Annotated in this window: 16 protein-coding genes; all 16 read left to right on the top strand. The window is 59.5% G+C overall.

All coding sequences use genetic code 11. From position 1 onward, the window contains the following. The first annotated feature begins 25 nt into the window (after positions 1-25). The 16 genes from JMF86_RS34295 (at position 26) to JMF86_RS34220 (ending at position 17,206) form a co-directional block, all read left to right on the top strand. Positions 26-1,150 carry a flagellar basal body P-ring protein FlgI gene (locus JMF86_RS34295; RefSeq protein ID WP_201317436.1) on the top strand — a complete coding sequence of 375 codons (1,125 nt, stop codon included), beginning with the start codon at positions 26-28 and terminating at the stop codon, positions 1,148-1,150. Between the two features lie 14 nt (positions 1,151-1,164). After that, positions 1,165-1,497: a hypothetical protein gene (locus JMF86_RS34290; RefSeq protein WP_201317435.1), complete on the top strand. Its 333-nt coding sequence runs from the start codon at positions 1,165-1,167 to the stop codon at positions 1,495-1,497. A 46-nt stretch (positions 1,498-1,543) separates the two neighbouring features. Then, on the top strand, positions 1,544-2,884 hold the full coding sequence (gene flgK, locus JMF86_RS34285; RefSeq protein ID WP_201317434.1) for a flagellar hook-associated protein FlgK: 1,341 nt from the start codon (positions 1,544-1,546) through the stop codon (positions 2,882-2,884). A 255-nt stretch (positions 2,885-3,139) separates the two neighbouring features. Then, positions 3,140-4,054, top strand: a complete 915-nt coding sequence (gene flgL / locus JMF86_RS34280) for a flagellar hook-associated protein FlgL (RefSeq protein ID WP_201317433.1) — start codon at positions 3,140-3,142, stop codon at positions 4,052-4,054. 10 nt (positions 4,055-4,064) lie between these two features. After that, complete coding sequence (locus tag JMF86_RS34275; protein ID WP_201317432.1) at positions 4,065-5,144, top strand: hypothetical protein; 1,080 nt, start codon at positions 4,065-4,067, stop codon at positions 5,142-5,144. 1,060 nt (positions 5,145-6,204) lie between these two features. Beyond that, positions 6,205-6,720 (top strand): CS1 type fimbrial major subunit, encoded by a 516-nt coding sequence (locus tag JMF86_RS34270; protein WP_201317431.1) that lies wholly within the window; start codon positions 6,205-6,207, stop codon positions 6,718-6,720. Positions 6,721-6,731: 11 nt separating this feature from the next. Continuing rightward, positions 6,732-7,250: a hypothetical protein gene (locus tag JMF86_RS34265; RefSeq protein WP_201317430.1), complete on the top strand. Its 519-nt coding sequence runs from the start codon at positions 6,732-6,734 to the stop codon at positions 7,248-7,250. A gap of 547 nt (positions 7,251-7,797) precedes the next feature. Continuing rightward, the gene (locus JMF86_RS34260) at positions 7,798-8,313 is read left to right on the top strand and encodes a CS1 type fimbrial major subunit (RefSeq protein ID WP_201317429.1); all 516 of its coding nucleotides are present in this window, start codon (positions 7,798-7,800) and stop codon (positions 8,311-8,313) included. A gap of 11 nt (positions 8,314-8,324) precedes the next feature. Beyond that, positions 8,325-8,891, top strand: a complete 567-nt coding sequence (locus JMF86_RS34255; protein ID WP_201317428.1) for a hypothetical protein — start codon at positions 8,325-8,327, stop codon at positions 8,889-8,891. 178 nt (positions 8,892-9,069) lie between these two features. Further along, entirely contained in the window at positions 9,070-9,624 is a 555-nt protein-coding gene (locus JMF86_RS34250; RefSeq protein ID WP_201317427.1) for a hypothetical protein, read from the top strand. A gap of 367 nt (positions 9,625-9,991) precedes the next feature. Further along, positions 9,992-10,507, top strand: coding sequence for a CS1 type fimbrial major subunit (locus tag JMF86_RS34245; protein ID WP_201317426.1), 516 nt, complete (start codon positions 9,992-9,994; stop codon positions 10,505-10,507). Positions 10,508-10,518: 11 nt separating this feature from the next. Beyond that, positions 10,519-11,040, top strand: a complete 522-nt coding sequence (locus JMF86_RS34240) for a hypothetical protein (RefSeq protein WP_201317425.1) — start codon at positions 10,519-10,521, stop codon at positions 11,038-11,040. A gap of 473 nt (positions 11,041-11,513) precedes the next feature. Continuing rightward, complete coding sequence (locus JMF86_RS34235; protein WP_201317424.1) at positions 11,514-14,015, top strand: TcfC E-set like domain-containing protein; 2,502 nt, start codon at positions 11,514-11,516, stop codon at positions 14,013-14,015. Beyond that, the gene (locus JMF86_RS34230) at positions 14,002-15,315 is read left to right on the top strand and encodes a hypothetical protein (RefSeq protein WP_201317423.1); all 1,314 of its coding nucleotides are present in this window, start codon (positions 14,002-14,004) and stop codon (positions 15,313-15,315) included. Before JMF86_RS34235 ends, JMF86_RS34230 begins: the two co-directional genes overlap by 14 nt. 203 nt (positions 15,316-15,518) lie before the next feature. Then, positions 15,519-16,295 carry a hypothetical protein gene (locus JMF86_RS34225; RefSeq protein WP_201317422.1) on the top strand — a complete coding sequence of 259 codons (777 nt, stop codon included), beginning with the start codon at positions 15,519-15,521 and terminating at the stop codon, positions 16,293-16,295. 362 nt (positions 16,296-16,657) lie between these two features. Next, the gene (locus JMF86_RS34220; protein ID WP_201317421.1) at positions 16,658-17,206 is read left to right on the top strand and encodes a hypothetical protein; all 549 of its coding nucleotides are present in this window, start codon (positions 16,658-16,660) and stop codon (positions 17,204-17,206) included. The last annotated feature ends 677 nt before the right edge of the window (positions 17,207-17,883 follow it).

Genomic DNA, 17,883 nt, shown 5'->3' with positions numbered 1-17,883 from the left:
GCCCAGTCGACCACAGGATGAAACGATGAAACCAATCCGACTAACCACCCGTGTCGCCGCCCTGGCTATCGTAATCGGCATCGCGCTGAGCAACACAATTGAAGCGCGCGCGCAGACCGTCGGTAGCCTGGTCGACGTAGAGGGCGTGCGTGAGAATGCGCTTGTCGGCTACGGCATCGTGGTTGGCTTGGCCGGATCGGGTGACGGCACGCAAGCCAAGTACACCACCCAGTCGCTGACGAATATGCTCAAGCAATTCGGCACGCGACTGCCGGAAAATATCAACCTGCGTTCGCGCAACGCGGCCGCGGTGATAGTGAGCGCGACTTTCCCGCCGGGCTATCGGCGCGGCCAGAAAGTGGACGTGACCGTTTCATCGCTCGGCGATGCGAAGAGCCTGCGTGGCGGAACACTTCTGATGACCCCGTTGCGCGCGGCGGACGGCGACGTCTATGCGCTGGCGCAAGGCAACCTGGTGATTCCAGGTCTGAACGTGCAAGGGCGCAGCGGTACCAGCGTCACCATCAATACGCCCACCACGGGCCGGATTCCCAAGGGTGCGACGATCGAGCGGGAGATTGCCACCGATTTCGCCGACACGCCCACCGTACGCTTGAACCTGAAACGTCCGGATTTCCAGACCGCCTCCAGTATCGCCGACGCGATCAACGACGCACTCGGCAGCGAACTCGCCAGCACGGTGGACGCCACCTCGGTGGATGTGGTCGCCCCCCAGGTGCCGAGCCAGCGCGTGGCGTTCGTTGCCCGCTTGAACGCGCTGAAGGTGAGTAAAGGCGAGGAGGTGCCGCGCGTTGTCTTTAACTCGCGCACCGGTACGGTCGTTATCAGTCAGGGAGTGACGGTCAAACCGGCGGTCGTCTCGCACGGCTCGCTCAAGGTGACGATTGCCGAAGGCACGATGGTCAGCCAGCCGAACGCATTCGCCAACGGCAGCACCGTGACGGCGCCCGTGAGCGAGATCGGGGTGACGCAGGCGGGCGGCAATGCGTTTCAGTGGACATCGGGCGCTAGCCTGCAAGCGATCGTCGACACGATTACCCGCACCGGCGCCACGCCGGATGACCTGATGGCGATCCTGCAAGCCCTTTCCGAAGCTGGCGCGCTGACGGGCGACCTGGTGGTGATTTGACGAGGAAGTTGATTATGACGCTTGAACCCGGATACCTGTCACACGCACAGTACGCCGCAATTGAGATCGTGGCCGTGAAGGCATCGGATTCAGCTTACCGGGCGCGCGTGGAAGAGGCAGCAGTGAAATTCGAAAGCCTTTTCATCGCCCAGATGCTGAGCGAAATGAAGAAGGCGACCGACCAGCTCAAGGGGGACGATTGCTTTGCCGACCGTTCCAGCGAAGCAATGCTTGACTACGCGAACCGTGCGGTGGCCGATACCATCGCGAAGCAACGTGGTTTTGGCATCGCGGACACGCTGGTCGCGCAGATGCTGCCGCCTGACGCGACGCCGTCGAAAGCCTGATGCATTAACACATTCACCGCCACATTTTTTGTACTCGAACGTCACTATGAAGATTACCCAAATAGGTTTGTCAGGCGCGCTCGGGGCGCGAGCAGCAATGGACAGGTCGGCACGCAACACGGCAAACCAGCAGACCGTCGGTTACACGCGCCAGGGTGTGCTGCGAACCTCGCGCGTGAGTGGTGGTGTCGATGCGAGTTCGGTGATCCGCTTCGGCAATCACACCAATACGCAGCAGAAGTGGGCGTCGCACGGATCGGTCGGCGAGCACCGGGCGGCGGAATCGTATTTCCGTCAGCTCGAGGAAGTGATGGGGCTCAAGGACGGCAGCATCAAAGTCTCGATGGGCAAGTTCTTCAGCGCACTGGATGCGGCCAGTGCCGATGTGGCTAACTCCGCGCTGCGGCAGCAGGTGCTGCTGGCTGCCGGTGGCATGGCGAAGAGTTTCAATAGTGTGCAGCAGATGATGCGTGGCCAGCTCGATACGCTGCGCCAACAGAGCGCGGCCACCGTGGAGCAGATCAACGGTCTATCCCGAACTGCCGCCGAGTTGAACCGTCTCGTCGCCGAAGCGGAAGCCAACGGTGGTGCACCATCCGAGCTCATCGATCAGCGCGACCAGGCCATCGACCAGTTGGCGGCGCTGGTCGATATCCGCACGGTTCGTCAACCCGACGGCACCGTCGACGTGAGTCTCGCCGGCGGTACGCCGCTGATTGCGGGCCATCAGGTCGCAAAGATGAGAGTGGAAACGCTGTCCGGCGGCACGTTCGAACTCAAGCTGGAACTGGCCGGCACGCAGTATTCAGTGGACGGCGCCAAGGTCGGCGGTGAACTGGGCGGCTTGTCGTCTTTTGCAAAGGACACGCTGCTGCCGCAGATGGACGCTATCCGCTCGCTGGCGGCCGAACTTGCGGGCAGCTTCAACGAGCAAGTCACTGCTGGCTTCGGCATGGGAGGTTCGCCGGGCAAGGCGTTGTTCACGTTCAATCCGGTAACGGGCCACTTGACGGCTAACGAGATGAAGCCCGAGGAGCTCGGTTTTTCGGGCGATCCAAAGACCCCGGGCAACAGCGACAATCTTCTCAAGCTGATCGAACTGCGCTCCCGACGGATCGATTTGCCGGGCTTCGGCGAGTCCTCGTTGGGCGATGCGTACGTCCAACTCGTCGGGAAGCTTGGTGCGCAGAGTGAGCAGAACCAGTCGAGTTTGGCAATCGCCGTGAATGTTCGCCAGCAAGCGGAAGAAGCGTGGCAGTCGCTGTCCGGAGTCAGCATGGACGAGGAAGCCGTCAATCTTTCCGAGGCCCTTCAGATTTACTCGGCCAACATGAAAGTGATTTCCGTCGCAAAGGAATTGTTCGACGCGACGATGCGCGCTTTCTAAGCGGGATTGAATGGATGGCACGCACCTGCGAGCGTTGTGAGCCAATGAAGAGACGCCAGGAAGCCGTTCTGTCGAAGGTGAGCGGCATCAAAGAGCCCCGTTTGGCAATCGCAATTGTCGATGCAGTGCGGAAATCCGGTGCGATCGGTATGACGGTGTGTAGTCGCCCATACCGGAAAGGCCGAAAGACCGCTACGGCGGCGTAAGCAGCGGCACGGCGCGTCGAACACTAACGTTTAATTTGGTAAACAGCACATGCGTATCGCCAGTCAACACTTCGGCAACACCATGCTCGCGACGCTACGCGCGTCGAACAGCAAGGCCGCCGATCTCACGTCCAAGATATCCACGGGTCAGCGAGTGCAGCGCGCATCGGACGACCCGATTGCGGCCGCGCGGCTGCTGCTTATTGAGCGCGACACCTCGGTGCTGGAGCGTTATCAGAAGAACATCGACACGCTGTCGGTGCGCTTGCAAAAGAATGAGGCGCATCTTGACGGCATGCTTGGCACGGTGATGTCCGTGCAAGATTCGTTGCTGTCTGCCGCCGACGGCAGTCGCAGCGCGGCCGATCTGAATGCGCTCGCCGCGCCACTGCGCATGCGGCTCGACAACCTGAAGCAAGCCGCCAATGCCAAGGATGGCGATGGCAACTTTCTTTTCTCCGGTTCGCAAACGAATGTGGCGCCGGTCGCATATGACGCGACCGCGCCTGTCGGCAGCCGCTACTCGTACGCCGGCAACGGTGAACTGCAGCAAGTGGTGATCGGCCACGGCGTCACGCAGCACGCCAACGTCACGGTCGAGCCTCTGGCCGATGTGATGAACAAGCTCGAAGCGGCCATTGCGGCCATGGAGAATCCTGACGTCAATCCGAGCGCACCGGCGGTGCGACGCGTCTTGACGGCGGCGTTGGACTCGGTCAAGCGCAACGGTATCGATGCACTGAGCATGAAGATTACTGATCTAGGCGGTGCCCAGAACACGCTGGATCTGATGAGCGAGAATCATTCAGCGCAGCTTGTCGCCAACGGGCAAGCCGTTAGTCTGGTAGGGGAACTGGACTTTGCCGAGGCGATCGACCAGTTAAACAACTACATCGCAGCCGTGAAAGGTTCGTACGCGATTTATACGCGCATGACGCAGTTGTCGTTGTTCGACGCAATCTGAGGCCGCGTTCATGAAGATGGGATCTACCACACCCGTTCGCGGTCAGTTGGTTTCCCGGCGTGACGATGCACATGTGGCCAGCCGCGCGCAGCGGGGTGCTCGTACGAAGCACGCCGCCGCACTCACCGCGACACCGATTGCCCACCTGCCGGCATCGGGAATTTCCGCCGCGGCGCCGCGCTTCCCGGAAGTGTCGGTCGCCTTTACCGCACGCCACGCACAACTGAACGCCGACGTGACTGTCGCGCAGCGTGCGCTCGCGTTTGTCGAGACGGCCGCTGGGCAGTTGCGCGGCTTGAAGAGGGCAATCGGCATGGTCTTGAGCGGCGCGGAACGCGGAGGCGATGGTGCTGCTGCACTTATCGAGAAATTCGGCTCGCTCTGGCGCGACCGCGCGGTGCTGGCGGGCGGTGTGCTGGATGCGCAGTTGGCGGTGCATCCGGCCGCCGATGCAGTATGTACGTTCCGCATGCGCGCGCTCGATGTCGAGCAATGGCGAAGCGGCGGTGCGGAAACGCTCGTTTTCCACCCGGCCGGGTTGGGCAAGCAGCCGATAGCGGTCAGCTTTGGCGATGCGCCGCTGGACGCAGCCGCCTTTGTGGGCGAGCTGGACCGTGCACTGGCCTGCAGGGGTGTTCGCGCGGCGCTGGCCGTGGACGGCCAGATTGATTTCACCGTGGCGGAATCGCGCTGGCCCACCGTGCGCGATCATCTGATGGTGCAGGGCGGAGGCAGGCGGTTCCCTGGAGGCCGCCCCAGCCGCGCGCAAGTCGACGCGATGCCGGAAGCCGTCGATCCCGCGCGCTGGCAAGTGACCGACCGCGTGTCGCAACGCGCGGCATTGCGCGACGTGGTGCGCGCGCTCGACGGGCTGACGCAAGCGGACCGCACGCTGCGCGCCCACCTCGATACCAAGGGACAAGCCCTGCAAGGCGACAAGAACGGCCCCGCAGTCGCACAGGCGGCGACCGACCTTCAGTCGGTATCGGATGCGCTTGCCGAGTCGGCGGACTTCAAAGTGCTGTCCGTCGTTACGTCGACGTTGTCTGGTCTGAGCCGCAGGAGAGTCGAAGCACTACTTGTGCATTGACGGTGTGGGGTGAGAAAACGCCGCACGGTCCCGATGTGGGCACGCACGTACGTGCGTGAAGTATGCCCCGGGATCGAAGTCGCTCAATGGCGTCGTGTCGATTAGACAACCCATCGCTGCCGCGTTCGACGCCAGGTTTGGAACTGACGAACGAGTTGTTGCGCCTCCCGATCGCGATACCACGCAGCGCTCGCTCGGCAATCCGGTTGCGGATCGCGGCCCCGCACGTCGCTGCGGCTTCCCGACACGATTGGAAGAGCGCGATGACGATTTCGCACTGCTTTACCCGTATCGAGTCAACATCGGGGGCTGAATCTCAACGCGCCTCCCATACGGAAGTCCGGATGTCTCCGGCAGGAGTTGGAACCGAGCGGCGTGGCGCTGATTGAAGACGCACGCCGCGCTGCTCACGTCATCCCCGAATTTCTCTAACGCCGCCGGCTCGAAGCCTGTGCCGAGGCCAACCCGAAACTCATTTGAGACATTTCTGATCGATGTGGCTTGCCACTGTCGGTACCATCAATTTCATTGGACTCCGCCGACAGGGTTCAAAATCTTGGCCACTGGAAACGAAAGGAGAGGGCTTCGGTGAATAACAATCGATGCGAAAACAAGGTAGTCGTTCTGGAGGTCCACCCCGGTGACTATCATCATGTAGAGCGGGCCGCAGAGAGGTTGGGCTACGGAACCCCGGAGTTTGTGATGTTGAGTGCCTCGCTCGTCGCATCCGCCATCGCGAACGGCGACGATGCACTAAGAACGCCGGCGGCATTGCGCGAGAGCACTGATCGTTGGTCTCGATGACGCAAGGCGTCGAGCTGTACTCCAGGCGGTTAACCTCGCTCGACATCCCGGTCATCAAGTGCAATGCGTAGCCGTTAGTCGTTGGTCACGGGGCTCGACCCGGGATGGCCTCAATGATTTCGATTAGCAATCCTACTGTGAAAACGGCGGGCACAAATAAGAGTTGTCTGATTGGGTCGGGCTGACCGGAGGCAGAAAATGTGATTGGCGTGCGCATCCTGTTGCGCTGCCCCTATTAATCATTCGTGGAGTATGTATGCATCAATCAATCGTTCGTGCGTGTCTGCTGGGCGCGGTCGCAGTTGCCGGTACCGCGCACGCGGAGGTCAAGCAGCAGTCCTTTGAGATCAAGCTGAGCGCCGAGGTGCCGGCGGTGGGCGGCTTCGAGATCAAGGAGGAGGGTTGGAACAGCGCCGAGCCGCTGAAGCTCGATTGGAACGAGGCCGAAAAGAAGTTCGATACGAAGAAGAAGAGCGTGTTTGCGAAAAGCGGGGTAGGCAACGTGCAGGTCAAGTTCTCGACCTCCGATGACCTGAAGCTCAGCCACCAAACGAAAGAGGACGCGTTCTTCAAGTTGGGTGTCAAGGTCGGCGGCAAGGATGTCGGCGTTGATCCCGTCGAGGTGGTGACGAAGGACGAAGCGAAGAACGGCAAGTCGATCGAAGTGGAGATCACGCCGGGGGAAGCGAGCGATGCGATGAAGGATAGCCTGGTGGCGGGTGACTATGCGGGCACGGTGTCGCTGATGTTTGAGACTAAGGTCGACGGGTAAGGAGGAACGCGGTGAAAAAGCTGGTATTGGCAGTTGCAGCGAGTGCATGGGCTATGTCGGTGTATGCGGCAAATCCGGATCCGATCAATCTCAATGTTCAGATCAAGGGCGAGGTGCCCTCGCAGGATTTTTTTGATGTTACGGTGAACAGCGGAGATTTGGATAACGTTGTCTTTACGCATCCGGACGGGTGGACGAAGGGCGGCTCGTCAAAAGTTGAGCTGAGCTGGAAGGTGCGCAGCAGCTATGGTCGAGTCCGCATGCAGGCCGGTAATATGGGTGAGAAGGTATATATTAAAAACGCTAGTGGCGACGCTATGCAGGTCGGCTGGAATGTCTCGACGCCCAACAATGGGGTCATGGTGGGTCCCTATTTCGTAGGGACTCAGCACGACGTTGTTGATGCAGAGGTAGCGAAGACGGGGAGCCTGGTGAGGTTGGCACTGTGGGCAACGCCCAATGGAGCGCCGCGCCCCGGAGAATACAGTGGAACGTTTCCAGTAGTCTTCGAAACCGGGTTTGAGGAGTGACTTTGGCCCATGCCTCGGCACGGGCGACACCTTTATCCCTCTGCGCCAATCTGGTGGTGGAGAGGGATTTTCTATGAAGCTTGTGACTCTCTGCGTCGCTCAATTGGGTTAGTGCATCTTCGAAAATGAGTCTTGTGGGCTTCGTCTCGCGATGGTTAGAGGTCACCATCGCAAGAATTAGAGATGGTCATGTTTCTTCCGTTTCCATCGTCACTGATGTCGATGCAAGACATGCAGGATGCAGTTTAATGCCGCGCCGTCATGCACTGTGCGTCGGCGTCCACCTTTGGGTGAAGGCCTGAACACCGGAATCGGCGGCTCTAGTGCCGCCCGTAACTAGTTACTGATTTTGCGTCTGACCGTGCCGCAACAATATGGCACTGAGAGCTTTGCGCCTCGGTTGTGTTATCAGCTCTAATCGATCCTATATTCATCGGCAGCGTACAAGATATGAGTTGTCTGATTGGGACGGCTGACCAGAGGCAGAAAATGTGATTGGCGTGCGCATCCTATTGCGCTGCCCCTATTAATTTTTCGTGGAGTATGTATGCATCAATCAATCGTTCGTGCGTGTCTGCTGGGCGCGGTCGCAATTGCCGGTACCGCGCACGCAGAGGTCAAGCAGCAGTCCTTTGAGATCAAGCTGAGCGCCGAGGTGCCGGCGGTGGGCGGCTTCGAGATCAAGGAGGAGGGTTGGAACAGCGCCGAGCCGCTGAAGCTCGATTGGAACGAGGCCGAAAAGAAGTTCGATACGAAGAAGAAGAGCGTGTTTGCGAAAAGCGGGGTAGGCAACGTGCAGGTCAAGTTCTCGACCTCCGATGAGCTGAAGCTCAGCCACCAAACGAAAGAGGACGCGTTCTTCAAGTTGGGTGTCAAGGTCGGCGGCAAGGACGTTGGCACCGATCCCGTCGAGGTGGTGACGAAGGACGAAGCGAAGAACGGCAAGTCGATCGAAGTGGAGATCACGCCGGGGGCGGCGAGCGATGCGATGAAGGATGGCCTGGTGGCGGGTGACTATACGGGCACGGTGTCGCTGATGTTTGAGACGAAGGTCGACGGGTAAGGAGGAATGCGGTGAAAAAGCTGGTATTGGCAGTTGCGGCGAGTGCATGGGTTATGACGGCGTATGCGGCCGCTCCCAACCCGATCGAATTCAACGTCCAACTCGCCGGTAAAGTGCCGGCGCCGGATGTCTTTGACGTAAAGCCCAAGGGCGACTGGGATGGCTCAAACGTAGCACTCGACGTGCCACACGATTGGGACTGGAATAACGGAACAGCTATAGGGATAGCAGAGGTCCAATGGAATGTGAAAAGCACCTACGGACCGGTCCGTATTAGGCTCGAGTCTTCGCTGCGGGGTAAAGAAGTCTTGGAAAACCGTGGGGTGCTCGTTCACGAAAGTGGTGACGATTTTGTCGAGCTTGAAGCCAATACAACTAATGCGGTCAAGCGTGGGTGGACGGATTGGCGCGCAATGAACGGCAGCAGCGGACGGGAAGTCTTGACGGCCGAGGATGCCGCCAAAGGCGACGGATGGGTCGGTGTCCGCTTGCGCCTGCTGGCTCCTGGCCGCACTCCGCGTAGCGGTACCTACACTGGCTCGATGACTGCGACCTTCGAGACCGGCATCGAGGATTAAGGTGGTGCTTTCGCGCGTGCATGTGCGGTGCTCCCCGCCAGCGCACGACGACGGATTCGCCTCTATAAGTTGGGGCGAATCCGTCTTTCCACAGGCGCCGGTTAAATGGCCATTGCGTGCCGCTATCGCATTAACTTGAATGGTCCAAAGAACTTACTGCAAGTGTCAATTGTTCATCATGATGAAAAGGCTCGTTGTGGCAATTGTTGCCAGTGCATGTGTAATGTCGGCGTATGCCGCAGATCCGAACCCGATCGATTTCAACGTTCAACTCGCCGGTAAAGTTCCGCTGCCGAATGTCTTTGAAGTAAAGTCAGTCGGTTGGGAAAATGGTGAGGAGGCCAGATTCGACATTCCGGAGGAGTGGGATGATCAGATGAAAGTTAAAAAAGAACTCCAATTCCTGGTAAAAAGTAGCTATGGCGCTATTCATATGAAGGCGTGGTTGACTTCGGGTGAGCAAAAGGCGAATGCTAAAGACGACTGGTATCTCCAGAGCGCCGATGGAAAGTCGAGGGTCGGTTTGTTGCGACAGGTGTCCATTCCCGGCAAGCAGGATTTAATATGGGCCGACAGGGATAAATTGGAGATCGCAAGTAAAGATCATGCTGCAAAAGGTGCTCAAATAAAATTGGTTCTGACTGCTTTGCTTGGAGATAGCGCGAAAATAAAAAGGGGCGTTCCGCATACCGGGACTGTGTTTGCGGTCTTTGAGACGGATCTCGAAGGCTAAGGGAGTTGTATGTGCGATAGGTCATGGTGTTTAGTGTATATGGCTTGTTCGTCGGTGAGGCCGCTCTTTGACGTCTTCGCGGTTGACGTGGGCGCACGGCGCGAAGCAGTAACCTTTAGACTCGGAATCCAACCTCCGCTCGGGCTAAAACCGGGCGGCAGATCATCAATCCATGTGTATAGCCGTTAGTCGATGACCATCGCGAAATCCTCGAGGAGCGGTGGCGATGGCATCGTTAGTGATCCTGTCTTCATTGGCAGTGCACAAATAAGAGTTGTCTGATTGGGTCGGGCTGACCGGAGGCAGAAAATGTGATTGGCGTGCGCATCCTGTTGCGCTGCCCCTATTAATCATTCGTGGAGTATGTATGCATCAATCAATCGTTCGTGCGTGTCTGCTGGGCGCGGTCGCAGTTGCCGGTACCGCGCACGCGGAGGTCAAGCAGCAGTCCTTTGAGATCAAGCTGAGCGCCGAGGTGCCGGTGGCGGGCGGCTTCGAGATCAAGGAGGAGGGTTGGAACAGCGCCGAGCCGCTGAAGCTCGATTGGAACGAGGCCGAAAAGAAGTTCGATACGAAGAAGAAGAGCGTGCTTGCGAAAAGCGGGGTAGGCAACGTGCAGGTCAAGTTCTCGACCTCCGATGACCTGAAGCTCAGCCACCAAACGAAAGAGGACGCGTTCTTCAAGTTGGGTGTCAAGGTCGGCGGCAAGGACGTCGGCGTTGATCCCGTCGAGGTGGTGACGAAGGACGAAGCGAAGAACGGCAAGTCGATCGAAGTGGAGATCATGCCGGGGGAAGCGAGCGATGCGATGAAGGATAGCCTGGTGGCGGGTGACTATGCGGGCACGGTGTCGCTGATGTTTGAGACTAAGGTCGACGGGTAAGGAGGAATGCGGTGAAAAAGCTGGTATTGGCAGTTGCGGCGAGTGCATGGGCTATGTCGGTGTATGCGGCAAATCCGGATCCGATCAATCTCAATGTTCAGATCAAGGGCGAGGTGCCCTCGCAGGATTTTTTTGATGTTACGGTGAACAGCGGAGATTTGGATAACGTTGTCTTTACGCATCCGGACGGGTGGACGAAGGGCGAATCGTCAAAAGTTGAGCTGAGCTGGAAGGTGCGCAGCAGCTATGGTGGAGTCCGCATGCTGGCCGGCAACTTGAATGAGGAGGCATCTATTGAAAACGTTACTGGCGACGCCATGCCGATCCGCTGGAACGTCTCGACGCTCAACAATAGTAACGGCTTCGTAGGCCCCTATAAAGTGGGGACTTGGCGCGAGGTTGTTGATGCAGAGGTAGCGAGGACGGGCGGACTGGCCAGGTTGGCACTGTGGGTAAAGCTTGATGGAGCGCCGCGCCCCGGATCATACAGCGGAACGTTTCCAGTAGTCTTCGAGACCGGCATCGAGGATTGAGATTGTGCTTTCGCCCGTGCATGTGCGGCTCCCCGCCAGCGCACGACGACGGGTTCGTCCCTATAAACAGGGGCGAACCCGTCTTTTCTCAGGCGTCGGCTCTATCGCTAATTTCGTGCCTGCACGGCGCTGGCTGTCCAATTCAACCGGCGCCGCTTTTCATTATTTAATAATCTCCAGATTTAACAACCCGCTTCAGCCGCGTCCTGACCTCCCAAATCAGATTTCTCTGATTCGTTTCGGACATTCAATTTCCCATAATTGCCTCAGTCGACACCGACCGCATCCCGTCGGCGTTGCGCTTTCCGGCCGTCCACACCGATAAATTGCCGCGCGTCCGCTGCGGTGGTTTTGCTTGCGTGGCTCTGGAGCGCGTTTCGCCCATACGGCGTATCCGGTTTCGATTGTCCCGCGCATCCACCGGGTTATCCATTTAACCGAATTTAAAGAATGTTGGAGCAGCTATGCCAAAAATGAGCAAGATCAGCGTCGCTATTTTTCTTGCCATTGGCGCGCTGTGCCAACAGGGTGCGTTCGCGCGTGCGGAGGTGGCCGGCTCGGGGGCGGACCTGTTCGAGCAGGCGGAGCAGCTTCCGGCGGATTTTCTCGAGCAACTGTTCGATTCGCCGCTGATTGTGCGCATCGATTTTGACGGTCATTCGGCAGGTGAGGGCACCATCACGTTGAGTCGGGATGGAAAGGTTCAGTTGGTGGCGCTCTCGGATGAGCAGCACGGCGGCATCGACCAGGGCGATCGCGCGCTGATCGAAAAATTTCTGCGTGAGCCGCGTGCGCTTGGCGCCTGCGCGACCAACTGCGATGGCGTGCTCGCGCTTCACTACAACCTCCAGGACTCCGTTTTATCGATCGTGACGCGCCGCGCGGAACAGGATGGTGAGCAGAAGAAATATCACCCGCTGCCGGCCAGCGGAAGCACTGGCCTGATTACGTACAACTACCTGAATCTGACGGGTGGCCAGGGCCGTGAAATCGGCGGACGGTATGCGTTCGACGCCATCGGCAGCGTGGGAAACTGGTCGATCACGAGCGGACTGCAGGCGACGCAGAACCGCGGCATGCGGCGAGCCAGCGAGATTGAATACTCGGTGCCCCGGCTGTACGCGCAGCGCGAGTTCGAGGGCAAATTTGCGCGCGCGGGCTTCTTTACGCCGGACCTGGCAACGGGTATTCGGCCTCCGCGCATGCCAGGCGGAGGCGCGGCGACGACGCTTGGGGTGATGTTTGGTACGTCCGAAGCACGCGAGGTTGAAGGCGCGCGCCCGAGCCTCTATCCCGTTTATGTGACCGCGAATCGCCAGGGCATGGTGGAAATCTACCGCAATGGCGCATTGATCCACAGCCAATCGGTGCAACCGGGGCTGCAGGTGGTCGATACGCGCCCGCTGCCCAGCGGCATTTATGAAGTGGAGATCCGGCTTGTCGAGGATGGTCAGGTTGCGTCCACGCAGAACGAGCTTATCTACAAACCCGCGGCATGGAGCGATCCTACACAACGGTGGAAGTACGCATTCTTTGCTGGACAGGAACGCAACCTGATCGGCGAGGATCGCTCGCACGCGTTCACCGCGGGTGGCGCGATCAACTACCTCGCCCATCCGCGGGTCGTGCTCGGTGCGTCGGCGCAGCATGTGGCCGACGCCAACGTATTCGGCGCGTCGCTTGACTGGCAGTTTACCGACCGTGCGCGAACCTACTGGAATGTGTACCACTCGTCGAAGCACGGAGTGGGCGGCGATGTGCAGATCCTGATGCCGTACCGGGACGGGAGCGTATCGCTGAGCCACAGCCAGCGCTGGCAACGCAACGACCGGCGCCAGCGGAATGCGCGCGCGAGTGTGCGCAGCGGCAAGGTGCATGACTCGGCGATCACGTGGAGCCATCGCTTCACGCCGCAAACGAGCATCATGTCGCGCGCTTCATACGCCAGCGGCGCGACGAACGGCCTGGGTGTCGATTTGTCGGTTTCGCATCGACATAGCCTGTTCGGCAACGATCTCACCTGGCGTTTGTCCGGCTTCGATCGTCCCACCGGGACGTTGGCGAGAACCCGCAACCGAGGCGTCGATCTTGGCTTGAGTATTGCGCTCGGCAAGGAAAAGCGCAGTTACAACGTGAACCTCGGAACGCGAAGCGGCTCGGATGGCCAGCGTGATCAGTATGCGTCGCTGGGCGTACGACAGGAGCTCGACGCCGGCTTCTTCAAGTCGGTGGGGGCCAACGGAACCGTCGACCGGTATGGCTTGAGCGTGGGTGCCACCACGCAGTTCGAACATTCGGTGGCGCGCGGCGATGCGTTCCTCCAGCGCTCGTCCAAGGAAGGGGGCATTGCCGGCGGGATGAACCTGTTCAGTACCGTTGGCACGAACGGCAAGTCCGCTGCCGTATCCGGCAAAAGCAACGCCTTCAATGGCGAGTCCGCGGTGATTGTGGACCTGGCATCCGATTTCGAGGAGGTCAAGGTGCGTGCGCAGGACACCGCGGGGGGCAGCATTGAACTGCGCCCGGGTCGCAATCTGGTTCCCGTGTCGGCCTATCGCGCGGGTCGACTCCAGTATTTCTTCGATCGATCGCAGGCGCCGGCGGCGACGCTGCAGCCGGCCGTGACCCATTACCACCTGAACAAGGGCGGCGTCGGGTACGAGAAGGTGCACGTCATGAAGACGATGACGGTGATCGGCCGACTGGTCGACCATGCAGGCAATCCGGTGCGAGCCGCTCACCTGTCCAGCCCCGCGGGCCGGTCGGTCACGGAGGCCGACGGATTTTTCGCGCTCGAGGTGAGTCACGCCAAGCCGGTCGTCAAGGTCGAGAAAGGGGGCAAGCCGCTCTGCACGCTTCACCTGAAGCCGCAGGACCATCAAATGGAAGGGGACTCTCTGATTGTCGGGGAGTTGGAATGTGAACAGGAGCAGACCAATGCCGATTCAGCGGAGAACCATGATGAACAGGGGTAATCAGAAGGGTAGCGCCAACCGCGGCGTGCGCGCATCGACCGCCCGAGCGCTCATCGTGCTCATGCGATGGCTGGCCGGTTCGGTGTTGGTGCTAGCCGGCGCAACCGTCGCGCGTGCCGCCGATGTGTCGATCGAGGCTGAATATCTGCCCGGTGCGCAGACCCAAGGCGAAAACGGCTTTCGCAATATCACGAGGCCGGCAGGCTTTTGTGCGGCCGATCCGGGTGGCTGTGCAGGCGTGACGACTGTCGATCTGCCGGTGGGCGATGTGAGTTACGGTGCGCTCGATAGCGGTGCGACTGGGCAGGATGGCGTCTATCTTCGGGCGCCGGCCAATCCGATTCGTGTCGAACTCAGGGACGAACGCACGAACCGGGTCACTGCGGTCACGTTCCGGGTCGTGGGCATGTTCGGGCAATACACGCTCCGGCCCGATGTGTACCAGCTGACCGGTACGCCGGCAGGAAGCGCCGAAACGGCGCATGCGGCCCTTTGGAATGGAGGTGGCTGGCTACAGCCGCCGGCAGGATGTACGGCGCTCTCCGTCCAGCCTATGGCCACGGCAAATGCCTACCGGTTCGGCTGGCGTTTGCCCCGCGACGGTGGGGGCTGTTTCAAGACCCCTCGCCAGCCGCTTCCCGCGGGCGCAGTCGTCCTCGATGGAAGTTCACTTGCCGTGGCCTACGAACTCGTCGCGCCGGATCCCGTATCGCTGCCCAATGGCACTTACCAAGGGGTGCACACCTTCACGGTTGGACCAGGCAAGGATTTCGACTTCGGCGCGCACGCTCACGTGGCGCGATCGAGCGTCGATGTCGCGTTCGTGTTGAAGGTGCGCCACAAATTCATGATCACGGACTCGGGCGCTGGTAACGATGTCAAGCTCGCCCCTGCTCAGGGCTGGTTGAACTGGATAGCCGAAGGCAAGCCCTCTACCAGGATCGAGCGTGACGTCGCGTACGGGCTGTCCACGGGCGAGCCGCTGCGGGTGAGCCTGCGGTGCGAGGACGGTGAAGACGCAGCCGGCCGCTGCGTCATGCGCAACGCCCATGGCTCGGTCGTACCGGTCGATCTTGCGTTGACGGTGGCCGGTGCGACCACTGACCGTCAAGCGCCATTTAGTCGGATTCCACTGACCACGCGGGCACCCGCCGCGCTCGATGTCGACCGGTATCTGGACAACGCCGTGGCAACCGCCCATGTTGCCATTGACGGTCAGGGAGTCTCGGAGATGGGCCGGCATCCGGGGACGACCTATACAGGAAGGGCCTCCGTTGTATTTGATGCGGTCGCCGAGTGACGCGGCGGACGGGGCCGCGGCCGGCGCTTTCAGATTATTCCGATATTCGCCGCAACCTGGCGTGCGGAAAATGGAATCTCTGACATGCAGCCGGTCCACGCAAGCGCTGCATATTTTTGAACTGGCACACATGCAATGAGCGAAAGACGGGCCCCGGCAGCATCGGGCGAGATCGCATTCAGTGCCGATAAAAGGAGTGTCGAATGAAAGTCAATCTCGCGAAGTGTATGTTTGCTGGCCTACTGGCCATGTGCTCTCTTTCGGCCCACGCGGGCTCGCCGTCGATCAACATTGGCCCCATGTTCGAGTACATGGGCGGCAAGCAGTCATCGATCCTCAAGCGGATCCGGAACAAGGGGGATGCGACCGCATTCGTACGGGTCGAGGTGAGCGAGGTGGTGTTCAAGGATGACGGCAAGCAGGAAGAGGTGCCGCTCGATCCCGCGCTGTTGACCCAACGAGACGGTCAAGGGCTGATCGCGAGCCCCTCTCGCCTGATCGTGCCGGCCGAGGGTGCCCAATCGGTGCGTCTGCTGTATCGCGGCAAGCGCGACGCGGAGCGCTACTATCGCGTGCGCTTTGTACCTGTCGTGCCGAAATCGAAAGACGATTTTGTGCTGAGCAACGATGAAATCGAGCAATACAAGGAATCGCTGTCCGCGGGCATCAACGTCCTGACCGGATACGGGGCCATGGTGATCGTGCGTCCGGGCGATGAGCGCTATCAGACGGAGTTCAAGGTGGAGGGTGGCAAGAGCGTCGTCGAGAACAACGGAAGTTCGATGGTGACGCTCGAGGCCTATCGCGTGTGCAAGGAGAAGGGCGGCGCATGCGGTGAACCGACGGCGTATTACATCCGCCCGGGGAAAACGAAGGAGCTGCCGTGCGAAGCCGGCTCGGGTTGCGAGTTCGAACTGCGTGAAGGCGAAAAGCGAACGAGGATGCATGTCGAGGCCGGGCAAGCCGCGTCAGCGACGTGAAGATGACCTTCCTCCGCTGAAGTATTCCACCGGAAAGTTGGTGGCACGGTTGCAGTGACCTTGGCCCGCCGGCCAACTTGCGAGCGGTTTCTCCGAGCGGTAGGTCAGTTGGTCGGCAACTGTCGCGCGCTCCAAGAGGAGCGTCCCGGCTGGCCTCTATGAGTACTCCTTCGGCGGCAAGGGCGTCGGCACTGACCCTGTCAAGGTTGTGACGAAGGCCCAGGCGAAGAGCGGCAAGCTAGTCGAGCGGGTGATCACGCCCGGGGAGGCGAGCGACAAAATCAAGGCTGCCCGGGTGCCGGGGCAGTACACGGGCACGATACCCCTGATGTTTAAGACTGAAGCCGAGTAAGGAGTAGTCGGTGAGAAAGCTTGCTTTGGCAATTGCTGCGAGCGCATGTGCAATGTCGGCGTATGCGGGAAATCCGGAGGCAGTCGATTTAAAGGTCCAGCTCGCAGGGAAGGTGCCGCCCCAGGGTGTATTTGAAGTAACGCCAATCGGTTGGGCAAGTGGTTACGAGGCCAAGTTTGACAACATTCAGGCTGGGTGGCGTGGCACTGAGAAGACTGAAACAATGACATTAAAGATAAAAAGTAGTTATGGCGCTATTCATGTGAAATTGACATTGACTTCAGGTGGGGAGTCAATGACGACGGGTAACTGGTATCTCCTGGGTGAAGATCGAATCTCGAAGATCGGTGTGCTGCGGCGGGTGTTAACCCCCGAGAAGGGGTTTCTGAAACCGATAGATGAGGAGAAAGTGGAGGTCGCAAGTAAAGACGTTGCGGCAAAAGGCGGTGAAATAGGGTTGGTTCTGGGCGTCTATTCTAACAAGGATATCCCCATGAAAAGAGGTATGACATATACAGGCGTTGTGTCTGCGGTCTTTGAGACGGCCCTCGATGAGTAACGGGCTTGTATTTACTGTTGGCCGGAGTGGCTCCCGACGGTACTTCACGTAGTACCTGCACTGGCACGATGACTGCGAATTTCGATACAGGGTTCCAGGCTTGACGTGATGATTTTGCGCGTGTACGGCGGGCATTCCCGCAAGCGTATGGCGATGACTCGCCTCTTGGAATAGAGGCGAGTGTTTTATTTCGAAAGGCACCGGTTCCATGGTTATGGAGCACCGGTATTGCATTGACTTGAATTGCCAAAATAATTCCCGGATTTCGAGTTCATAAGCCGCGGCCATGTCGATCGCTGCCGCATCGATGCACTCAGCTGCATCTTCGGACGCTATTCGAATGGCTCAGCCATTTCACACGAGCGTTCCTGGACGATTCAAAGTATTTGCCGGGTGAGTGGATCGATCGCTAGTGTTGCGTAGCGTTGATCTTTATGAAGCGCGTGTTCGTTCAGCGCCAATGTCGGGTTGCCGACTAGTCGGGCACGCGCGCGCGTGCCTATAAGCGCATCTTGTCGAGCGATTTAACCGTGTGCCGGCCGAGATCGTGGAAGGCGGCTACCGCCTGCGCTACGCTAACCGGTGTTCGGGTTCATGACCGCCGACTGAAGCGCATCGGAGTCGCGCACGTAGCGAAACGCGCAGAACTACCTTAGCTACGCGCTGCTGTACGGTAG

The sequence above is a fragment of the Burkholderia sp. E168m15 genome, from assembly GCF_016586105.1.
GTDB classification, from domain to species: Bacteria; Pseudomonadota; Gammaproteobacteria; order Burkholderiales; family Burkholderiaceae; genus Burkholderia; species Burkholderia orbicola.
This window is presented reverse-complemented; position numbering and strand designations above follow the sequence as displayed.